The organism is Aquimarina hainanensis, from assembly GCF_042684685.1.
Classification (GTDB): domain Bacteria; phylum Bacteroidota; class Bacteroidia; order Flavobacteriales; family Flavobacteriaceae; genus Aquimarina; species Aquimarina hainanensis.
Map to the genome: position 1 here is coordinate 311,035 of NZ_JBHULX010000048.1, position 19,996 is coordinate 331,030.

Sequence of the window (19,996 nt, forward strand, 5' to 3'; positions counted from 1 at the left end):
TTATCAACACCTGTGCTAAATTATTTTTTTACCTACTGCCGAAAAAATAATTTCCGAAACTTCTCTTCTGGTTTTTTACCTAATACATGAATATAGTAATAAGCGGTTAAAAAACCTTTTCCATACCCATAAAACTGTATCAAAACAGCTATTACAGCTTTGATTGCTATCGATACACTTTTATAAGATCGCAGTGCTCCTATAAAAATCAGTAAAAAATACCCTGCCAGGAAGGCTGCAAAATACCAGTACCCAAAACATGCAGCGACTATCGACAGTATTGCAAATGCGATAAACAAGCTTGGAAACCAATAGGTTATTTTTGCTGTTTGCGGATGCCATTTATTCAAAATAGGCCGCACTAACCCAAACTTATGAACCTGTATTTTAAATTTTTCCCAGGAGATTCTTCGTTTATGAAAAACTTTTGCCGTTGGAATCAAAGCTGTTTCATATCCCAGCTCCCACAAACGGATGGTCAAATCCGGATCTTCTCCGGGATGAATATTTCCGAATCCGGATGATTTTTCAAAAGCCTCTCTGGATAAGCCCATATTAAAACTTCTCGGCTGAAATTTACCCATCGTATTTTTTCTTCCTCTAATTCCTCCAGTTGTCATATATGAAGTCATACTGAAGCTAATTGCTTTTTGCAGGTCCGAGAAACTCGAATGTGCATCATCAGGACCTCCAAAACAATGAACAAACTTCTTCGCTAAAAAAGAAGCGACTTCGCTTAGGTAATCCGCCGGTAAAATTACATCACTATCCAAAATTATAAAGTAATTCCCTTTTGCCACACGCATCCCATAGTTCCTGGAATCTCCCGGTCCCGTATTTTCCTTTTGATAATAACTGATCGATAATTGATCTTTATATTTTTCTACCTCTGCGGCTGCAGTATCAGTGGAACCATCTTCTACAATTACTATTTCATATGGCTGATCATACTCCATAGCTTTCATACTCGCTAATAATTCTTTAATCTCTTCGGGCCTGTTATAAACAGGTATAATAAATGAAAAGTCTGGCTTCATACAGCAAAGGTAATCAAAGAATGATTCTTTGAATAAAACCGTTCTCTTTATTTTAAACAGAAATACATCTCAAAACTATGTTTCGAAAATGAACTCTTCTTATAGAAGTGGTTTAAACCTATTTCAATTTGCTAAACATGAGGAATTCAACCATAGTTGGGCTACGATGCTACGCTATCGCATTTTAGAATTTCATCACAGCACATCCACACCTAAACTCCCGCGGCGCACCCCTCCTCAATAGCTATAAAACACTATTTAACAAATATTTACATCCCAACATTTATAGTTTGGAACATTCTTTGCAATATCATTAATAAATAACATCATCATGAAAACAGTACACACCTCCATAACAGCCTCCCTATTACAATCGAATCCCGCTCTATCACTATCCTATACATTCTACACTCAGGAAGCAGTATCCGGAAATGACATTTCGGAACAATCCGGGAAGGTACAATACGTATGGAAATATGAATAACACCCCATTAAAAATGGGATAACCCCTCATCCCCCAAACAGAGAAACCTACTGTTTGGGGGCTTTTTTTGCCTAAAAAAAGCCGAATTTGTTCTAAGAACAAACATCAAATTGTTGTACAACACTTGACTAATTGCTGTACGTCTCTTTTTTTTCAATAAAAAAGTAAGAAATAACTTACCTAAGCACTGTCTTTTTCTTCCTTTTTAGGTCAAAAACACTGGTGTTTTAAGCATAAAAACACCTTATAAACGACTGTTTTTGGAGAATTTTACGCTTGTTTTGGGAGCACAATTGGAGAAAAAAAGCTCCTAAAATCATCATAATCTAATGCTTCATATAATCTTGCCAGGTGACTAAGAGATATTTTTCTTTTTGACTTTCTTTTAAATCCAGATACCCATATTCATAGCAGAACAGATATACTTGTCCCTTTTTGTTTTTCCAGTAATGTGTAAAATAAGATGGATCAAAACCTTCTGAAATCAGTTTTTCTTTCCGTATGGTGGACATTCCTGATTTATTGTAGGTCTTTAAAAGTTTTCGATTCGTCTTTAACTGTTTATCGATAGCATAATATAAAGCTTCTTCTGATTTACGCTTTTGATATTGATGAGCAGATTTACAGTGAGGGGAACAATATTTCTTATCAGATCTTCCAATGATTTCTGCATTGCAATGAGGACAAGTGTTCATTATTTTTTGTTTAACCAAATAGTAGTCGAATCCTATTCGAATGTTATTCGACTAAAATACTACTATGGTTTATAAATAGCACATATTTGTATTATGAAACCTAATAAACATATCACCCTTAAACATTTATTGATCCATAATCAAAAGATGATCGGAATACAATTTTATCCTGACAAGGTGATTCAGGGACTGATTAAAGAACTTCCAAATCCTAGATGGAGTAAAGAGTTTTCAATGGTGTATATTGTAAACACTAAAGAAAATCTAGATCAAATATTTAACAAATTTAAAGGAGTGACTTGGGTAAACGGGAATTCTTTTTTTAAGGAAAAAGTAATTCTAGACAATGAACCTGTAGATATTAACTGGTATCGTAATCGAACCAAAACAACTTCTTACAAGTATGTACCAGAGGAATACCTGAGAAAGTTAGAACTCAAACGATATGCCTTAAACACCTGTAAAACCTACATATCACAATTTGAAAAATTTATTAACCACTATTTCGATAAGGATATTATTACCTTGTCAGAGGAGGAAATCCGAAGCTATTTACAGCATCTCATTAGTCAAAACAAATCCAATAGTTATCTCAATCAAGCTATCAATAGCATTAAATTCTATTATGAAATTGTAATGGGAATGCCTAATCGATTTTATAGTATTGAAAGACCTAGAAAACAGCAACAACTCCCTAAAGTAGTATCAAAAGAAGAAATTATCACAATGCTCGAACATGCTAATAATATAAAACATCGTTGCATTATTGGTTTATTGTATTCAGCAGGTTTACGTCGAAGTGAACTATTAAACCTACGGGTAACTGATATTGACAGTAAACGAATGTTAATTTTTATTCGAAATGCTAAAAATAATAAAGATCGGTATTCATTACTCTCTCACACCATACTAAAAGATTTAAGAATCTATTACAAAAAATGGAAACCTAAAGACTATTTGTTCGAAGGAGCTTTTAGAAACAAATATTCAGCAGAAAGTGTTGTCAAGATTGTTAGAAGAGCAGGTGAGAAAGCAGGTATTAGAAGAAAGGTAACTCCTCATATGTTAAGGCATTCTTTTGCCACTCACCTTTTAGAAGACGGAACAGATATTAGATACATCCAAACTTTACTAGGGCATAGTAGTACAAAAACAACAGAAGTATACACACAAGTTGCCCTAAATAATTTTAAATCAATTAGAAATCCGCTAGATTTGTAGAAAAATATAATGGAAATATGTGTACCGGTACACATATCCAATTGTTATGCTCAATTAACTAAAATCCAAACTAAAAATAAATGGAAATACTCACATTCATAGCTGCTATAATAAGTTTATTTGGAGGATTAGTTACAAAAATTGCTAGAGATAGAGAGAAAAGAAAAGAACAACCAAGGACTATTGAAAAACAAATTGAAGACCTTGACTCTGTTTCTAAAAGTTTAGAAAATTTAAAAGATTTTATTGAAGAGCAAAAAAATAGCCTAAAAGATAACGAAAGAACCATTCAAGAACTTGAAAGTGAAAAAGAGAAACTCAAACCAATTGTAGAAACTCAAAAAGCAACAGTTGAAGCTATTCTAAAAGCACATTCTACAAGTCAAAAAAGGGCAAGATGGTTTGACTATTTAATGGGTTTTTTCATTGGTGTCGCAAGTTCAGCAATAGTTTCATTAGTGTTTTATTACTTTCAAAACGGTAAGTAACTCATATCGGATTGACTCAATATTTATAAGCAGGATCTTAAAAACTGTGTAAAGTATGATCTAAGCTTAGATGGTTAAAAAAAAAATCAACTTAAAAATCAACTAATTTCTTTAACGGAACTTCCAAAGCCTTAGCGATTTCCAAAAGTGTGTAAATAGTCGGGTTAACTCTTCCATTCTCTAACTTTTCAAGTGCCTGTCTATCTTTATTGCAAGCACGAGCCAAATCGGATTGATTCCAACCTTTCTGACTTCTTAACTCAACAATACGCTGACCGACTTTCTTTTTAAGTTGTTCTTTATTCATAGAACAAATGTCAATTAATTATACGACAATTTTGTCATACAAAAGTTTGACATTCTGTTTTAAATTTTTATATTTGTCATATAAGTAGTTGACAAGTGGGTAAATTTAGAATTTTAAAAATACACAGTAAGTTCCGTTATCGCAGATGGGGAAGCGATTACTTTGTACCTGAAATTAGACTCGAAGGTTTATGGCTTGAACAACTTGGATTTAAAAAAGGGGATACTGTAAAAATTGACCAGGAAAAGAACAAACTGATAATAACAGTTAATAAAGAAAAAGAGCATAACACTGTATATAAAAAATAGTGGTTTAACTGCTTAAATAAAAATGAATTTCATAAATTTATGGATAATGTAAAACTGAAAAGTTAGTACTTGAAAATCCACTACTTTTCATATACTAAACGTTGTAAACCATTGCTAAATCAAGTTCTAAAATGTGGATAATAGAAGAAAATAATAAAACGGAACAATTTCTCGTAATAGAACCTTCCTTTTATGATGTCTTGAATCCTTGTGACGATTTTACATTAAAATGCTTAGAAGTGTTAAGAAGAAAGTTACCGATACACTTCAAGGAATTTCCTAATGGAACAAAATTCGGAATTATAAGATATGGAGATTTTTTAGGAAATAAATATCCCGCAATTGGAATTCAATGTGAATTGGATACTGATTATGAAAAGATTCCTGATTTTATTGACTTATTTGACGAAGTTGAAATTCTAATTAATAAAATTGGGCTTGAGAACATTAAAAAAGAAGCAGAATTAATTGACGCAATAAAGTGGAATGAGTTAAACGCAATTGGCTGGTATTTTGAAAAGTAAACGGTTTACAACAAGGTATATAGCAAATAGGGAGTTCGGTGATTTACGAAAGTTCAGTGCTTTTTACCAACACCGCCAAATCGTTGATTTGGCTTTTAAGAATGAATAAATTAAAAACAAAATACAACGTTTTGGCTCAGTGCAAACTTGAAAGTTTATCGCTTTCTACTGCCCTACTTGCCATATACTAATCGTTGTAGCTAATATCGCGAACTCATATGAAAATGAAATTTATTAAATGAAAATAACGTTAAAAACTAACGGAGATATAAATAGACTTGGCGATAAAATTAGAGCTGAATATCCTAACATTAAAAACTCTACAAAAGAACAAATTCAAGAACATAGAATCTCTTTCAAAGAAACTACTAATGCAACTTTTAACTCTCTATGTTCATTAAGTAAACGAGTAAATAAAAATGCAATTATCACTTATCGTATTAAGCGAATTGAAACTATTATAGGGAAATTAAAAAGATTAAATGTTGACCCGAAAAAAAAACAACTATTTGCGAGAATGTGGGATATTTCCGGATGCAGATGTATAGTTGATAATGATAGAGAAGTTTACAAACTAGAAAAATTAATTACTAAAAAATTTACTGTTCGAAAACGTACAGATTATATAAAAAATCCTAAACCCAATGGATATAAGTCTCTTCATCTTTATCTACAACTACCAAATGACAATAAAGTTGTTGAAGTTCAATTAAGAAATAGACTTGACCATAATTGGGCTACTCTTGTTGAGATAACTGATGTAATCTTTGATTCTCAATTAAAAGAATACGGAAAAGATAAAAAACTGGAAAAATTTTTGTTTTTGCTCTCAAAAAGAAAATCACTTGTTTTTAAAGACAAAGTCTTTATTGCTTCAGTTTTAAAAGAATATAAATATTTTGAAAATTTAAGTAAAGTTTTTACTCGTAACTACCTAAAAGTAAGGAACAGATGGTTAGAATTGGAAATGAAATACAATCACAAATTCTTTCTAATTGAAACGAAAAAAGATGAAATACCTAAAATCAACTCGTTTAATGGATTTAATAAAGCCGAAGACGAATACTTTAAACGATATTTAACTAATAATAATTCTAATATAGTCTTAACTCATTTAACAAAACCAAGCTATAAAAATATAAGTAGCGCTTATTCAAATTATATTTTAACAGTACATAGTGTTTTAGATGACATCACAGTCATTTTAAGAGAATTAATTATAGAGTGTATCAAAGAAAAAAAGTATTTCCTTTTTTTAAAATACTACAATTTGCATCTATCAATTTTGTATAACCACATAAACAATTTAAATTCTGAAATATTAGTTTCAAAATCACTTGGTAATCATATTAATAAAATAAAACAGAATGAATGGAAAGAAGATATTAGAAGACAAAGAGAAAAAATTGAGAAAAATGAAAAGAAGTTATATGCTGAAGCAAATAAATATAAAATCGAATCAAGAATTACCGAAAGATTTTTGACTTTTAGACTTAAAAGAATAATGAAGAGAAACAGAAAAAAATTGAAAAAATACTAGCTACAACACCGTGTATAATTCATTGCTAGTTATAGCATACTTACGAAAATCCTCGCGGATTTTCTATCTGTAATTTATTTGCTAACATTAGTGCTTAAACACGCAACGAAATCATACACAAAACCGTTGTAGCACATTGTAAAATTGGAAATTAAACGAATGGAACTTTCTGAAAAATATCCTGAGGAATATTTTAATCACTGGATTGCTATGCTTTCCACGATGAATAATGATTTAACGGAATCAGGAATTAAAGAGCAGATTGAAAACTATAAAAATTTTGAAGGGGAACAGGAATTTTCTGAACTTCAACTTGAATTAAAAACCATTATTGACAACGGTGATTTAAATGATTTTGTGGAAGTTGCTAATAATCATGGTCTGGAAAAAATCCAAACTAAGGATTTAATAAATATGGCGGAATTAATTATGGCGGAATAAAAAAAACGTGCCACAACACCGTGTATAGTTCATTGCTTCGGATTTTCTTCTCGGAAAATCACTCGCAAAAGAACTATCAGCAGTTTTATTTATTAAATTAGTCGCTAAACCTAACGCAACGCACCATACACAAACCGTTGGCAACAATTAAAAACTCATATGAAAATTAAAGAATTAAAAAACCATTTTTCAGAACTTAACGAAGAATTAGTTCTTGAGTATAAGGAAAATGGAAATAATGGAATGTCCTATTTTGATAAATTAGTTGGGTTTAGAAAAGCAATAAATAAATTAGAGAAAACAGGTTTATTAATAGACGAAATAAATGAACTACGTTCTAGTGCAATTTTCACAACAAATAAAGATAGAATTTCATTAAACATAAATGAAGCTCGTCCATTAAAAGCAAAATTGGAAAATTTAATAAATCTTGTAGGCTCTTTAAGTAAAAGTTTCAAAGAAATTACTGGAGAAACTAATGAAAACAGTATAAGCATTAAACTTCCTGAAGTTACCGACTTTGAAGACCTCTCTAAATTTAGTTCCGATTTCCATAAAATTCTATCACAAGCTATTGTAAATGATGAAATAAACGGACAAGTCAGAATTGACAGTGTAGAAAATGGTTCAATTTGGTTAGATGTTTATTTAGGGTCAATTGCTGCTGTCACTCTAATTGGAAGTTTGACTTGGTCAGCTGCTGTGATTTTTAAAAAATTTAAAGAAGGGCAATTAATTGAGCAACACGTAAAATCACTAGAGATTAAAAATGATAGCTTGAAAGAAATTCAGGAAAAACAAAAACGAGCACTTGATTTGATGATAGAAGCTGAGGCAAGAGAATTATATAATGAAAGTTTTGAGGGTGATGATAATGAACAAATTGAACGACTTAAATTATCTGTTAAAATGCTTTCTAACTTAATTGAAAAAGGAGCGGAAATACATCCAGCTTTAAATCAACCAGAACAAGTTTCAAATTTGTTTCCTGATATGAAAAAGTTAAATTCACTTGAAAGTCGAATAAAAAAATTAGAAGAGTAAAACTGTTGCCAACACCGTATATAATTTATTGCTAGTTCTAGCCTACTTACGAAAATCCTCGCGGATTTTCTATTCGGTTTTTGTTTGCTAAATTACGTGCTAAACCACGCAACAAACCATATACAAACACGTTATGCACAAACTAAATGAAACAATGTCACCTAATAACATCCAGTACTTTTTCTTCTCAAGAATCATTTGAAAATACTTTGATTAAGTTATTTGATTTGACAAAAGTTTCTATCAAAGATTTATTTAATAATAAGTTGAGGAATGACTCAAAATCTGAATTAGCTATTAGAATTAATAAATGCCTGGAAGATGGAAAATTGGTTTCAACTGATCTGATTACGGAATTAATCGCTGAGAATATTAAAGGAATTAGAAACGGAATTTTACTTACAGGATATCCTCGAACAAAAGAGCAATTTAATTCTTTAGAAATATTACTATCTAAATCTAATTTTGAAATTAGTAGGTTATGGGTTTTGGAATTAAAAAACATTGAAGATCTTATTTCGGAACGGAATTATGAAAATGTAGCGGAAGAAATGAAGAACAAATTTAAAGAGACAACTAAGCAGAATAATGAAATATTGAAATTAATTGAGAATCCAAAAATTATCTCAAAAATTGACCTTGATTATCCTGTGAATTGGGAAATGAACGAAATAAAAGAAAAAATAAAATCAGTGCATAACACTATATGACGTGATCATAGCTAATTATCGATTAATCGAATGGTTCACGTATATTTATGATGGCGCAATGATTTTAAAGCAGAATAATGTATAAAATCTGCGCAGAAGTGTCCATGGTTAGGTAACAATTTGTTCCGCTACGACACATATATTAAACGTTACCCAACATTATGAAAAAAGCGGAACTCGAAAATAAAATTTCTGAGGCTACATCAAGTTTGATTGATATTGCAACTAATATTTGTTGGAATAAAATATCGAGGAATTGTGAATATATAATGTCGGAAATTGACGAAAGTATTGGAAAGAACTATTTTGAGCGTGCTAAAATTCGAAAAAAAATTAATGATAAAAAATCACCTAAATCGTTGAACAAAATTGTTACTGAATTGACTGCGATTTATGAAAATCTTTATGATATAAACCTTTACATATATAAATCGCTATCAAATAAAACGATAATCGAAATTAGATACTTTTTAAAAACATCTCATACAGCAGAATTTTATCCAACAATAATAAATAACGAGCCAATGTTACATTGTAAAGTTGCTCGACCTTCTTATGCCACTAAACCTCCAAACTCGAATAAACCAGAGAAAAAATTTGACGTAAATTGGGAACTTGGTGGAATCAGACACAAATTAAATAAGTTCTTAGGTAAATTAAGATATTGAATGTGGAAATATAAACACGTTCGTAAACAGAAATTGTATAGAGAAACTAGATGAAAAGTAGACCTGTTTTAATTTCAGCCATAATTTTAACAATCATAGTTGAAATTATTTTGATGATTTTAGTGTACAACAAAATTGGAGGAGAAAGACTTCCAACTCAAATTGGTAGATTAAATAGTCCAGATAATATTAATATTATGGGTTTTGAATAGTAAATCTAATATTGGACTTTTCTTATTGACAGCTTATCATATTGTCACAGGATTATTTGGAATGTATTCTAGAGGTTCAGAAGAATTGCTTGGACAAATATTAATTGGTTTTCATCTCATAATTGGATTGATAATATATTTTCACGACTGGATTGAAAACAAAATCGGAATAAAAGTATGATTGAATTCTTAAAAGGAGGAAAAACTTTAAATGGAGTAAAAATGGGAATGACTGTAGGGAATTTATATGCGACTTTGGGTAAACCGACAAATGTTAGTGGAGAAAAAAATTATGGTTATATCCATTACGGAGAATATCGTTATGGATTTACTGATGGTATAATTAATGAAATGGCAATTGAATTCAAACTGATTGAAAAACCATTGGAGTTTTCTAATTTGGAATACAAAAAATATGACATTTCACTTTTCGAAAATTTTAAAATCAAATCCAAAAGTAAAATTCATAAAGTGATAGGCTTTGTAAATCACCTTCAACTAAATTGGAAAGCACATAACGGAATTGACAAAGACTCTTTAACATTAAAAATTGAGAATGGACCTTATATTGTGTTTAATCTATATGACGGCACTGTTGACAAAATAACAATTGTAGACGGTCACCAAAAAGATTTAAAATAAACGTTGGGTAACAACACCTATGCGATAATGCGGGGTTTTGGCTTAATCGAAAGGTTGTTGCTTATTTGGTTTGTTGCCAAAGATTTAAATTTAGTATTTTAGAAAATATAAAAACAAAACATAAACTTTGGCTAAGTACTAGCTCGGAAAAACAGTGATTTTCTGCTTCCGCACTACGCATAGCTAACCGTTATGTTCAATCAAAAAAATGACCAGAGCTGAAATAAAACAATCTGAAAAACTGAAAAAATTCCAGCTGAATGAAGCTATAAAAAGAAATTTAGCTCTTAAAGTTGGATTGAACGAACTTTATGCTGGCGGACATACAATTCGTAATGAAAAAGGTTGGCGCGACAACGAAATTTCAATAGATTATATTTGGATCGCAAAAATGAGTTTGTCATTTGTTGGTTGGGGTGGTTTAATAACAATTAAGTATAACAAAACTGAATTCAGAGGAATTAATAATCCTGAGAAACTTACTCAAGGTCTTTTTCTCTATAACGCTAATGGAGAAATTACAGAATTATATGTTCAAGATAAAATCAATGATACTGATGATCCTATCTGGAAAATAAATAACCTTGAAATGTTTGACGCCAACAAAGGAATTACATTGGATGGAGTTTCTTACGAGTATAATGTGATTGCAAAAAATATTGAAACTCAAATTTTGGCAAATAATCCAAATAGTACTGGATGGAAAAACTGGGAAAAAGAGATTTGGAATTTAGGGCATAGTTTAGCTCAGAACTCTGGAAACAAAGAAATGGCAGAGTTATTTAAATGAAAAAGAACAACAGGATATATATCGAATTTGGAATTCCAGAACATGGATGGCTATTTATGAATTTTCAATGGCAGGATTTCAGTTTAGAAATAGATCTTTCTAATGTTCCAACCGATCCAATTGAACAATTATGTGATACGTTACTTCAATTAAGTAGCGGAATAACAAACCCTTCGAAAGTAATCTGGCATTTGGGACCTCATTGTTATTATTTTGAGATAAAAAAACTTGAGAAAAGTTACAACATTATAATTTCAGAATCTGACGAATTCGAAAGTAAACCGGTAAAACTGGTCAAAGAATTCGAAGGGAATTATGATCAGATAATTTTACCATTGTACCGAGCAATCAAAAAATTTAATTCATATTCATATAAAAAACCTCATTGGGATGAAATGGATTCAAAAAGAATATTAAAGTTGACCGAACAAATAAAAAAAGAACATAACACTATATAACAAAACATAGTTGTCCTTCGGAACAACAACGTTTGTTATATTTACCGTTGTAAGTAATTCAAAAACTATAGTTGCAAAGCTTAATCAATAAAATAAAAAATTCAATTTCCCTTTCCTCACAAGCTGAGGAGTATATCTATTCTATTTCCAAAGAAAAAATGGTGTCGAAAGGAGAAATTTTAATAAGAGCAGGTCAAACTGTAAACAAGACTTTCTTTGTTACTCAAGGTAGTCTTCGTTCGTTTTGTATTGACAAGGAAGGCAAGGAGCATACTCTACAATTTGCAATTAACGATTGGTGGATTAGTGATTTTATGGCAATTTACAACAATGAGCCCGCTTCACTTACAGTAGAATGTATCTCTGATTCTGATGTTATTGAATTTAATGCTCAAAAATTAAATGAGATTTACATTCAATTTCCAGAATTTGAACCTTTTCAAAGAAAAAACTTAGAGCGGCATGTAGTTAGTTTGCATAAAAGAATCCTAAACCAATTGCAATTGACGGCTCTTGAGAGATACAATTTGTTCCTTGAACAATACCCTAATATTGAACAACACGTTTCCAATTATCACATTGCATCTTACCTAGGCATAACTCAACAAAGTCTGAGTAGAGTGCGAGCAGAAATAGCTAAAAAATAGATTTATTACCATAGGGTAATTTTTATCCAAAAACAGCACCCGATTTTTGAAGTTGAAATTTAAAACACAAAGGTTATGCTTAAAAAAATATTGGGTTTTGCTCCTAAACTGGAATCAGATGGATCATACAGCCCATCCAAAATGGCTTTAAAAATGGGAGTATCTGACAAAACAGATTTTGAAAATATCACCTATCAAAAATACCAAGGTAAAAAATCAAAAATTCTGGTCATTTTCACAGAAGAAAAGAATTTAGAAATGAAAAACGGTAAATTCTTCTCCACAGGAAATCACCCAGTAGAAGCTTTGTTACCTATGCTTCATTTGAAAAATGCAGGATTTGAATTTGAAATTGCCACCCCAACGGGAAAACCTGTGGTTTTTGAAATGTGGGCTTTCCCTGAAAAAGATGAACATGTAAAAGACATCTATAATGAAAATAAAGCAAGCTTTGAAAAACCACTTAAGCTTTCTGAATTCATTAAGTCTTCATTTGATTATTCGGATTCGTATGCTGCCGTTTTTGTACCTGGAGGTCATGGAGCAATGATTGGCATTCCTGAGGACGTAAATGTTGGAAAAATACTCAGATGGGCAAATGAAAAGGATTTATTTACGATTAGTCTATGTCATGGACCAGGAGCATTCTTATCAACCACTTTGGATAATCAAGAGTTCTTATACAAAGGATATAATATGGCTGTTTTCCCAGATTCAGTTGACAATAAAACACCAATGTTCGGTTATCTACCAGGTAAAATGCCATATGGACTAAGTGAAAAATTAAAAAGTCTAGGTGTTAATTTGATGAATACTAAAATGGATAAAACCGTATGTGTTGATAGGAGGTTAATTACTGGATCTAGTCCACTAGCATCAAATGAATTAGGGAAGCTTGCAGCGAATACTTTATTGAAAAAATTAAACTAAAAAAATGGAATTACTGGATAAACTTAATTGGCGTTATGCCACCAAGGCCATGAATGATCAAAAAATTCCTCAAGAAAAAATTGATAATATAATAGAAGCGATATCATTGGCACCAACTTCTAGCGGATTACAACCTTTTGAAGTATATGTTGTTACTAATCAAGAAGTAAAAGATAAAATTAAGCCAATCGCATGGAATCAGTCTGTGGTCTCAGATTGCTCTCACTTATTAGTATTTGCAGCTTGGGACACATATACTGAAGATAGAATTAACAAGATGTTCGACCTAGTTAATGAGGTTAGAGGGTTTAAAAATGAAGGATGGGAAAATTACAGGCAGATGCTTTTGAAGGGGTATCCTCCAAGAGATCCTGAAATAAATTTCAATCACGCAGCAAAACAAGCATACATTGCATTTTCACAAGCAATTGCGGCAGCCGCATTTGAAGAAGTTGATGCTACTCCAATGGAAGGTTTTGATGCGAATGCCTTAGATGAAATACTAAGTCTCAGAGAAAAAGGGTTAAGAAGCTGTGTTTTGCTTCCCCTGGGTTACCGGGATACAGAAAATGATTGGTTAGTCAACCTTAAAAAGGTTAGGAAAAGTAGAGAAGATTTAATTACTGAAGTAGAATAAAAACTACTTACAACAAGGTATAAAAGCAACAGCGGTTTGGGAGTAATCTCAAACCGTTTTTTGTTTTAATTCACTAACTTGGTAACTAAAAGTTAGTACACATAAATCCGCTACTGCTTTTATACAGAACGTTAGCACTAAGCTGAAAAAAATACATGAAAAATATTTTCAACTATAAATCACTAAAACTTGCTTATGAAAGAGTTAAAAAGTCTTCAACTAAAGATGTAAGAAACTTTTTCGGAGAATCATTGTATAAAATTAAGCTTGATGATAATCTAAGAGACTTAAGTGAAAGACTTCAAAATCAAAATTTTTCACCAAGCAGACCTTTTAAATATTATGAACCAAAAGTAATTGGCACTCAACGAGTAAAAACAGTTTTAAGCATTGAAGACTCAATAGTTTATCAGGCTATTGCAAATCATGTAGCTGAAAAAGTATATGATGAAATGCAAACAACCTCTTCATGTGTTTTTGGAAATATACTTCATGAAAATGTAAAGTTTGGGATAAATATTCTAGATGATTTCAATCCTGATTATAGCTTCTTTAAGAACTATGTACCCTTATTTAATGAATTTGTAAACTCGGTCAATCAGCAATTAGAGAATAACGAATTGACATTCAAACTAGATACTGATATTACGGGATTTTTCGATTCAATTCCTCATTCTAGCTTAGCCTTTATTTTACAAAGTAATCAAATTGAAAATTCAATAATCGAATTACTTCTATTATGTCTTAATATTTGGAGTGGCACAAGAAATTCACCAACTTTTCAAGTCGGTATACCAACTGGTCCGATTGCTTCATTTTTTATAGCTAATTTATTATTACATGATTTAGATAAGTTAATGATAGATAAGTCCCTATCATACTTTCGTTATACAGATGACTTTAAGATTTATTCTAATGAATATATCGATTTAGAAAATGGGTTGTTATTAATTGATTCTTATTTAAAAGACCATGCTTTATCAATCAATTCCAAGAAAACAATTATTGAGAAAGTTTCAAGTGATTTAGACAAAGAAAAAAAGAAAGCCCTGAAAAATCAAAGTGTCTCGGAAATCATATTAAGCGAGGATGAAAAGAAATTAATCGAAAGTGAATATTTTGAAGAATTCTCAATGCAAAGAGATTACTTTGAATTAAATGTTGAGCCAGATGAAGCAGTTTCAATTATTGAAAGAAGAATTGACGATATAGAAAATGAGATTATTGAGAATTATTATGAACTAATTGATGATGGAATGTTTGTTTCTGATGATTTAGAATCGTTAGAAGTTGACTTGATAGGCTCTGCTTATATATGGAGAGTTTATGTTCGTTTATTGCATCAATACAATGACAAAATCAAGTTAAGCAAAACTCTTATACCCATATGGATAGCAGGTTTAAATACATTTTTTTGGAGGGCAAATCATTTCTGTTGGAATCTAAACAATCATCCAATAGATAATGAATATAAAAGGGAAATCATTTCAATCAAAGAAAAATATAAAAGATTTGAATGGTTTAGTTATCAAACAAATATTCTTTTTATAGAGAACATAAACCTGAGTGAAGAAGAAAATTTAAAGGTTTTTGAAAATTTAAAAAGTGAGTCCTCACCTTTAATTAGATTATCCCTTTATAAAATACTTCTAAGTAATTCTGATTATTCAACAATAAATAAAGATAAGTTAAATGACCTTATAAAAAATGACAAAGAACCTTACATCAGGTATACATTGTCAGACTGGTTTATGAACTACAGAAAAGAAGAAATTTCAGTTGAACTCATAAAATCTTGGTTCAGCATATGATGGATTTAAGCAACTTGAACCACTTAAAAGGGATTATACAATCAGATAATAATTTATCCCCTAAAATGAGGTCTATTGTAACCGATTTAATAGAAGAAAAAATTATTAATGTTTCGGATTCTGACGATAATTTTATTCTCTTCTATGAAGATGTTATACAAAGAGAATTAGCTGTTAATTTTAATGAAATATTATCTGAACAGGAATATATTGGCTCTTCAGAACATGCGACAGTATGTTTAACACTTTGCCCTAAATTTCAAAATTTACCGAAAAATATTAAGGTTGGTGCTTGGTTAAGTGACGCACTAAAATTCGTTGATTACCTAGTCCTTCACTATATTCAAGAAATACGAAATGACACAATAAACCCAGAAGATTATACAGGTGATAAAAATAATTATGGTGAAGAAAGAAGGCGATATGATAAAATGAAATCCTATGAACAGCCAATTTCCAATGCAGGCAGTTGGCTTGAGCAATTATATGTCATAAGAAGCAGAGTACAACATAACACAACCGTAGATAAAAAATCAGGAAAGCATACCCTGAAATTATTAAACTATAACCAAATTCAGAAAACAATTAGCGTCAAATACCCTAAGACTCTTGAATTAATTGAATTTATTTATAAGTAATTTTGAAAATTTGAAAAAAGCCAGGTGCTAACAATGTGTATAAGTAATAGCGGTTTAAGTGATAAAACAAAAGTATAAACATAAAATAAAGGTCAGTGCAAAACCGAAAGGTTCATGAGAATAAACCCGCTACTACTCATACACTAGACCGTTAGCTACCATTTGAAAAGACAATGAAACCACCAAAATGGCATCGAGATGAAATAATACTTGCTCTTGACCTTTATCATTCAATTGAACCAAGGGAAATGGATAGTAAGAATCCGAAAGTCATTGAAGTTTCTGAAATACTTAATAAGCTTCCAATTCATACAGAGAGAATTGATAGTTTGAAATTTAGAAATCCGAATGGTGTATCTATGAAGTTGAATAACTTCAAAGCCATTGACCCTAAATATGAAGGAAAAGGAATGGATAGATACAGTAAACTTGACGAAGAAGTTTTCTTTGAATTTCAAAATAATACTGATGGACTTAAACGAATCGCAGAACAAATAAAGAAAACCATTTCTGATTCGGAACTAACCGAAAATTTATATCGAATTGGAGATGATGACGAAGAAGAGCAATTAAAAGTAAAAGAAGGAAAAGTAATATATAAATTACATAAACATAGAGAACGGAATCCGAAACTGAATAAAAAGAAAAAAGAGAATTATTTAAAGAAGTATCGAAAATTAGATTGTGAAATATGTGGATTTGACTTTTATGAAATCTATGGAGAATTAGGAAAAGGGTTTATGGAATGTCACCACAAAACACCATTGTCTGAAATAGAAGGTGAATCTTTAACATCAATAAATGATTTGGCTTTAGTCTGTGCAAATTGTCATAGAATGCTTCATCGTGAATTGGATTCTCTAAGTGTTGATGAATTGAAAAAAATAATAAAAAACGGTAGCTAACAATGACTATAACCCATGCCTATCACTTGGTCATTTTTTCCTATCTTGAATGTATTAAAAAATGTCTGGTGTTGGTCACGGACCATAGCCGAGACCATCATGCTACATTAGGACTGTAACAAATTAAAAAACTTGATGTCCTTATTGAAACATTAATCAATGAATATTAAAGCTCAATTAAAATCATCAATTTTTCTTATCTTAATTCTAGCTTCTTGCCAAAGACCAATGCCTAATAAAAGTATTAGTGGAGTTTGGATTCAAGAAGGTTATGGTAGAATTATAACAATCAAAGATTCCACTTACACATATTTTAATACAACTGAAAATTCTTGTTTACCATTAATTTCAAATGGTAAATTAACCGATAGATTTAGAATCGTAGATTTCAAAAATGACAAGCTTATTTTAAATCCAGGTGGTATTGTTGATTATGGTTTCACAAGGTCGGATAAACTTCCTGAATATTGTGTAAATCACAACATAAAAAAAGATCATTCCCCTGAACTAAATTTCAACATTTTATGGAATACTTTTGATAAACATTATGCGTTTTTCGAACAACGTAATATCGATTGGAATAGCGTAAAAATAGAATATCAAGAGAACCTAAAAAACATTCAGTCCGATAAGGAATTGTATAATCTTTTCGCAGATATTTTAAAAAGCTTTAATGATGGACACATCAGATTAGATGTACCAGATTCATTGAGAGTAAAAAATGTCATTAGCAAAAAGAATGAAAACCGAAAAACAAAAAAGGAAGTAATAAACGATATTGTAACTACTTATTTGAACGGTTTCAAGAGTTATAATAATGACCTTATACAATGGGGAATTCTGAAAAAAGAAAATATAGGTTACATTGTGATTACGGATATGAACAATTTCTCTAATTACATTCCAAATCAAGATTTAACAGCACAAGAGTTTAAACAAGAATATGAAAAAGTTCTGGAAACTAAATCTGGCATTACTCAATTAGATGATGAGCTTAAAGGAGTTGATTTTGCTATGAACAAAATTCTGTCAGATTTGGCAGAAACTAATTCCATAATTGTTGATTTACGATTTAACGGTGGTGGCTATGAAACTGTCGCATTAAAACTATTGAGTCATTTCATTAAAGAACAAAAACACATTTTATCAATTAAGGCAAAAAATGGGAATAATTACACAAATGAGCAAGAATATATTTTAAACCCAGCGAAGAACGTTTATCAAGGAAAAGTGACAGTATTAACAAGTCACAATACTGCAAGCGCTGCCGAAATTTTTGCACTTGGTACAATGGCTTACCCTGAAATAAAACGTTTTGGTTCTTCAACAAATGGAATTTTTTCTGAAATTTTATGGAAAAACTTACCGAATGGATGGGAGTTTAGCTTATCTAATGAAGTTTATAGCGACCCAAAAGGAAACATTTATGAAATTACAGGAGTGCCGCCCAACTATGAAACTGATTATCCAAAAGACAGAACCAGTTTTTACAACAGTTTTTATAAGGGAAACGAGTTTAAAGATATTGGAATTGACAAAATAATAACGTGGCATAACACGGTGTATAAGTAATAGCGGTTTAAGTGATAAAATGAAAGTAAGTAAATATAAAAAAGAGCAGTGCAAAACCGAAAGGTAAATGAGTAGAAATCCGCTACTTTTCATACACTAGACCGTTAGAGTACATTTTGAATAATGAATGAAATTTTTGACTTAATTTACAGACTTCTAAAATGGATTTCAGAACTTACAGGACTGACATATCGTGAAGTAAATATCATTGTCTATTTTATAGTAATTCCAACGTTTTTTGTTTTCTTGATCAGTAAAATTCTCAAGAAAAAACACCTAATTATTAGCTTTCTGGTTTTAGTTCTAATATTATTTTTAATTATACCAGATTTCGAAATTTTCTCAGATAAATTATTTGATCTATCTGTAGATTTTTTAAACTGGTTTGAACATATAGGATTGAATTATGTACAAGCATCAGTTGTGATTTGTGTGATTGTACCAGTTTTGATCATAATATTATTACTTTATTTAAACAAAAAGCAGAACGCAACTCGAAATTGATAATCAGAAAGCGGAAGAAATGTGAAAAACGGAACGCAAGAGGAATGTGAAATTGAAAAATATTTATGGAAGTTTAATCGAATCCAAACGAAAAGTGAAACGTAAAAAACATGCACTCTAGCATCAAGTATATATCATAGCAGGTTTTTGGGTTGATTTGAAGGCTCGTGTATAGTTGCTATTGTGCAAAGATTTTATGGCAAGAAAATTATAAAATCAGCGCAGAAAATGTCAATAGCAAGGTAACATTTTACCCTACTACGCCACTTATAGTAAACGTTATCCTTAATGCTGAAAAATGAAACTATCTGAATATAACATCAAAACTTTTTTATTATCCGCTAATCAAAAAATTGAGGAAAATGCTGAATTCATTTCTGATCGGCTAAATAAAGGAAGTGATATGGATTTTGTAACATATCCGCCAAATTGTGGTTTTACCCAAGAAGAATATAACTCTTTAGAAAAATTAAAAAATGACCCGAATTTAAAAAGTGCATTAAGAAAAATTTTGGCTGACAACTCTGCTGGAGTTTTGTTCGATTTATTTAATATAATTGACGGAACTTCAGAACCTGATGAGAGATTTGGAAAATGGACTGAAATTTGTTTTGTTGACAAAACGGATGAATTAGCAGAAAACCTAGATTTTCTTCACGATGAACTTTATGACAAATATTGGGATTGGAGAAAAATAAGACCTGAAAAAGGGTGGAAACTTGATAATTACGATGGCGTGGTAAAATAAAAACACTAAGCACAACAATGCATAAAAATAATTGC

General features: G+C 30.8%; 24 protein-coding genes. 21 read left to right on the forward strand and 3 right to left on the reverse strand.

All coding sequences use genetic code 11. The features are described from left to right. Positions 1–32: 32 nt before the first annotated feature. Positions 33–1,037, reverse strand: a complete 1,005-nt coding sequence (locus ACFSTE_RS22395; RefSeq protein WP_176030955.1) for a glycosyltransferase — start codon at positions 1,035–1,037, stop codon at positions 33–35. 331 nt (positions 1,038–1,368) lie between these two features. Between ACFSTE_RS22395 and ACFSTE_RS22400 the strand changes: the two genes are divergently transcribed. After that, complete coding sequence (locus ACFSTE_RS22400; protein WP_378253938.1) at positions 1,369–1,521, forward strand: hypothetical protein; 153 nt, start codon at positions 1,369–1,371, stop codon at positions 1,519–1,521. A 326-nt stretch (positions 1,522–1,847) separates the two neighbouring features. Here ACFSTE_RS22400 and ACFSTE_RS22405 read toward each other — a convergent pair whose 3' ends face one another. After that, positions 1,848–2,216, reverse strand: coding sequence for a hypothetical protein (locus ACFSTE_RS22405; protein WP_378253936.1), 369 nt, complete (start codon positions 2,214–2,216; stop codon positions 1,848–1,850). A 93-nt stretch (positions 2,217–2,309) separates the two neighbouring features. Here ACFSTE_RS22405 and xerA point away from each other — a divergent pair, with 93 nt between their 5' ends. Beyond that, a complete protein-coding gene (xerA, locus tag ACFSTE_RS22410; RefSeq protein ID WP_378253934.1) occupies positions 2,310–3,437 on the forward strand; it encodes a site-specific tyrosine recombinase/integron integrase in 1,128 nt (375 codons plus the stop codon). A gap of 80 nt (positions 3,438–3,517) precedes the next feature. Beyond that, positions 3,518–3,925: a hypothetical protein gene (locus ACFSTE_RS22415; protein WP_378253932.1), complete on the forward strand. Its 408-nt coding sequence runs from the start codon at positions 3,518–3,520 to the stop codon at positions 3,923–3,925. 91 nt (positions 3,926–4,016) lie between these two features. On the opposite strand, the gene ACFSTE_RS22420 is transcribed toward ACFSTE_RS22415, so the two are convergent. Beyond that, positions 4,017–4,232, reverse strand: a complete 216-nt coding sequence (locus ACFSTE_RS22420; protein ID WP_378253930.1) for a helix-turn-helix domain-containing protein — start codon at positions 4,230–4,232, stop codon at positions 4,017–4,019. A 95-nt stretch (positions 4,233–4,327) separates the two neighbouring features. Here ACFSTE_RS22420 and ACFSTE_RS22425 point away from each other — a divergent pair, with 95 nt between their 5' ends. The 18 genes from ACFSTE_RS22425 (at position 4,328) to ACFSTE_RS22510 (ending at position 19,961) form a co-directional block, all read left to right on the forward strand. Beyond that, on the forward strand, positions 4,328–4,540 hold the full coding sequence (locus tag ACFSTE_RS22425; protein WP_378253928.1) for a SymE family type I addiction module toxin: 213 nt from the start codon (positions 4,328–4,330) through the stop codon (positions 4,538–4,540). Positions 4,541–4,671: 131 nt separating this feature from the next. Further along, positions 4,672–5,064, forward strand: a complete 393-nt coding sequence (locus ACFSTE_RS22430; protein WP_176029726.1) for a hypothetical protein — start codon at positions 4,672–4,674, stop codon at positions 5,062–5,064. A 238-nt stretch (positions 5,065–5,302) separates the two neighbouring features. After that, entirely contained in the window at positions 5,303–6,604 is a 1,302-nt protein-coding gene (locus ACFSTE_RS22435) for a RelA/SpoT domain-containing protein (protein WP_378253926.1), read from the forward strand. Between the two features lie 159 nt (positions 6,605–6,763). Next, a complete protein-coding gene (locus ACFSTE_RS22440; RefSeq protein ID WP_378253924.1) occupies positions 6,764–7,045 on the forward strand; it encodes a hypothetical protein in 282 nt (93 codons plus the stop codon). A gap of 159 nt (positions 7,046–7,204) precedes the next feature. Beyond that, positions 7,205–8,089: a hypothetical protein gene (locus tag ACFSTE_RS22445; protein WP_378253922.1), complete on the forward strand. Its 885-nt coding sequence runs from the start codon at positions 7,205–7,207 to the stop codon at positions 8,087–8,089. 146 nt (positions 8,090–8,235) lie between these two features. Then, positions 8,236–8,799 (forward strand): nucleoside monophosphate kinase, encoded by a 564-nt coding sequence (locus ACFSTE_RS22450; RefSeq protein ID WP_378253920.1) that lies wholly within the window; start codon positions 8,236–8,238, stop codon positions 8,797–8,799. A gap of 161 nt (positions 8,800–8,960) precedes the next feature. Next, a complete protein-coding gene (locus ACFSTE_RS22455; protein WP_378253919.1) occupies positions 8,961–9,467 on the forward strand; it encodes a hypothetical protein in 507 nt (168 codons plus the stop codon). Positions 9,468–9,856: 389 nt separating this feature from the next. After that, a complete protein-coding gene (locus ACFSTE_RS22460) occupies positions 9,857–10,321 on the forward strand; it encodes a hypothetical protein (protein WP_378253915.1) in 465 nt (154 codons plus the stop codon). A 208-nt stretch (positions 10,322–10,529) separates the two neighbouring features. Then, on the forward strand, positions 10,530–11,111 hold the full coding sequence (locus ACFSTE_RS22465; RefSeq protein ID WP_378253913.1) for a hypothetical protein: 582 nt from the start codon (positions 10,530–10,532) through the stop codon (positions 11,109–11,111). Then, positions 11,108–11,569: a hypothetical protein gene (locus ACFSTE_RS22470; protein ID WP_378253911.1), complete on the forward strand. Its 462-nt coding sequence runs from the start codon at positions 11,108–11,110 to the stop codon at positions 11,567–11,569. The genes ACFSTE_RS22465 and ACFSTE_RS22470 overlap by 4 nt, the downstream gene beginning before the upstream one ends. 71 nt (positions 11,570–11,640) lie before the next feature. Continuing rightward, positions 11,641–12,216 carry a Crp/Fnr family transcriptional regulator gene (locus ACFSTE_RS22475; RefSeq protein WP_378253909.1) on the forward strand — a complete coding sequence of 192 codons (576 nt, stop codon included), beginning with the start codon at positions 11,641–11,643 and terminating at the stop codon, positions 12,214–12,216. Between the two features lie 75 nt (positions 12,217–12,291). Beyond that, positions 12,292–13,146 (forward strand): glyoxalase III HchA, encoded by an 855-nt coding sequence (hchA, locus tag ACFSTE_RS22480; RefSeq protein WP_378253907.1) that lies wholly within the window; start codon positions 12,292–12,294, stop codon positions 13,144–13,146. Positions 13,147–13,150: 4 nt separating this feature from the next. Continuing rightward, on the forward strand, positions 13,151–13,783 hold the full coding sequence (locus tag ACFSTE_RS22485) for a nitroreductase family protein (protein ID WP_378253905.1): 633 nt from the start codon (positions 13,151–13,153) through the stop codon (positions 13,781–13,783). Between the two features lie 155 nt (positions 13,784–13,938). Beyond that, complete coding sequence (locus ACFSTE_RS22490) at positions 13,939–15,594, forward strand: reverse transcriptase domain-containing protein (RefSeq protein WP_378253903.1); 1,656 nt, start codon at positions 13,939–13,941, stop codon at positions 15,592–15,594. Next, positions 15,591–16,232 (forward strand): hypothetical protein, encoded by a 642-nt coding sequence (locus ACFSTE_RS22495; RefSeq protein ID WP_378253901.1) that lies wholly within the window; start codon positions 15,591–15,593, stop codon positions 16,230–16,232. Before ACFSTE_RS22490 ends, ACFSTE_RS22495 begins: the two co-directional genes overlap by 4 nt. A gap of 173 nt (positions 16,233–16,405) precedes the next feature. Beyond that, the gene (locus ACFSTE_RS22500; protein WP_378298407.1) at positions 16,406–17,137 is read left to right on the forward strand and encodes an HNH endonuclease; all 732 of its coding nucleotides are present in this window, start codon (positions 16,406–16,408) and stop codon (positions 17,135–17,137) included. A gap of 159 nt (positions 17,138–17,296) precedes the next feature. Continuing rightward, positions 17,297–18,709 (forward strand): S41 family peptidase, encoded by a 1,413-nt coding sequence (locus ACFSTE_RS22505; RefSeq protein ID WP_378253897.1) that lies wholly within the window; start codon positions 17,297–17,299, stop codon positions 18,707–18,709. Positions 18,710–19,511: 802 nt separating this feature from the next. Then, entirely contained in the window at positions 19,512–19,961 is a 450-nt protein-coding gene (locus ACFSTE_RS22510) for a hypothetical protein (protein WP_378253895.1), read from the forward strand. Positions 19,962–19,996 lie beyond the last annotated feature (35 nt).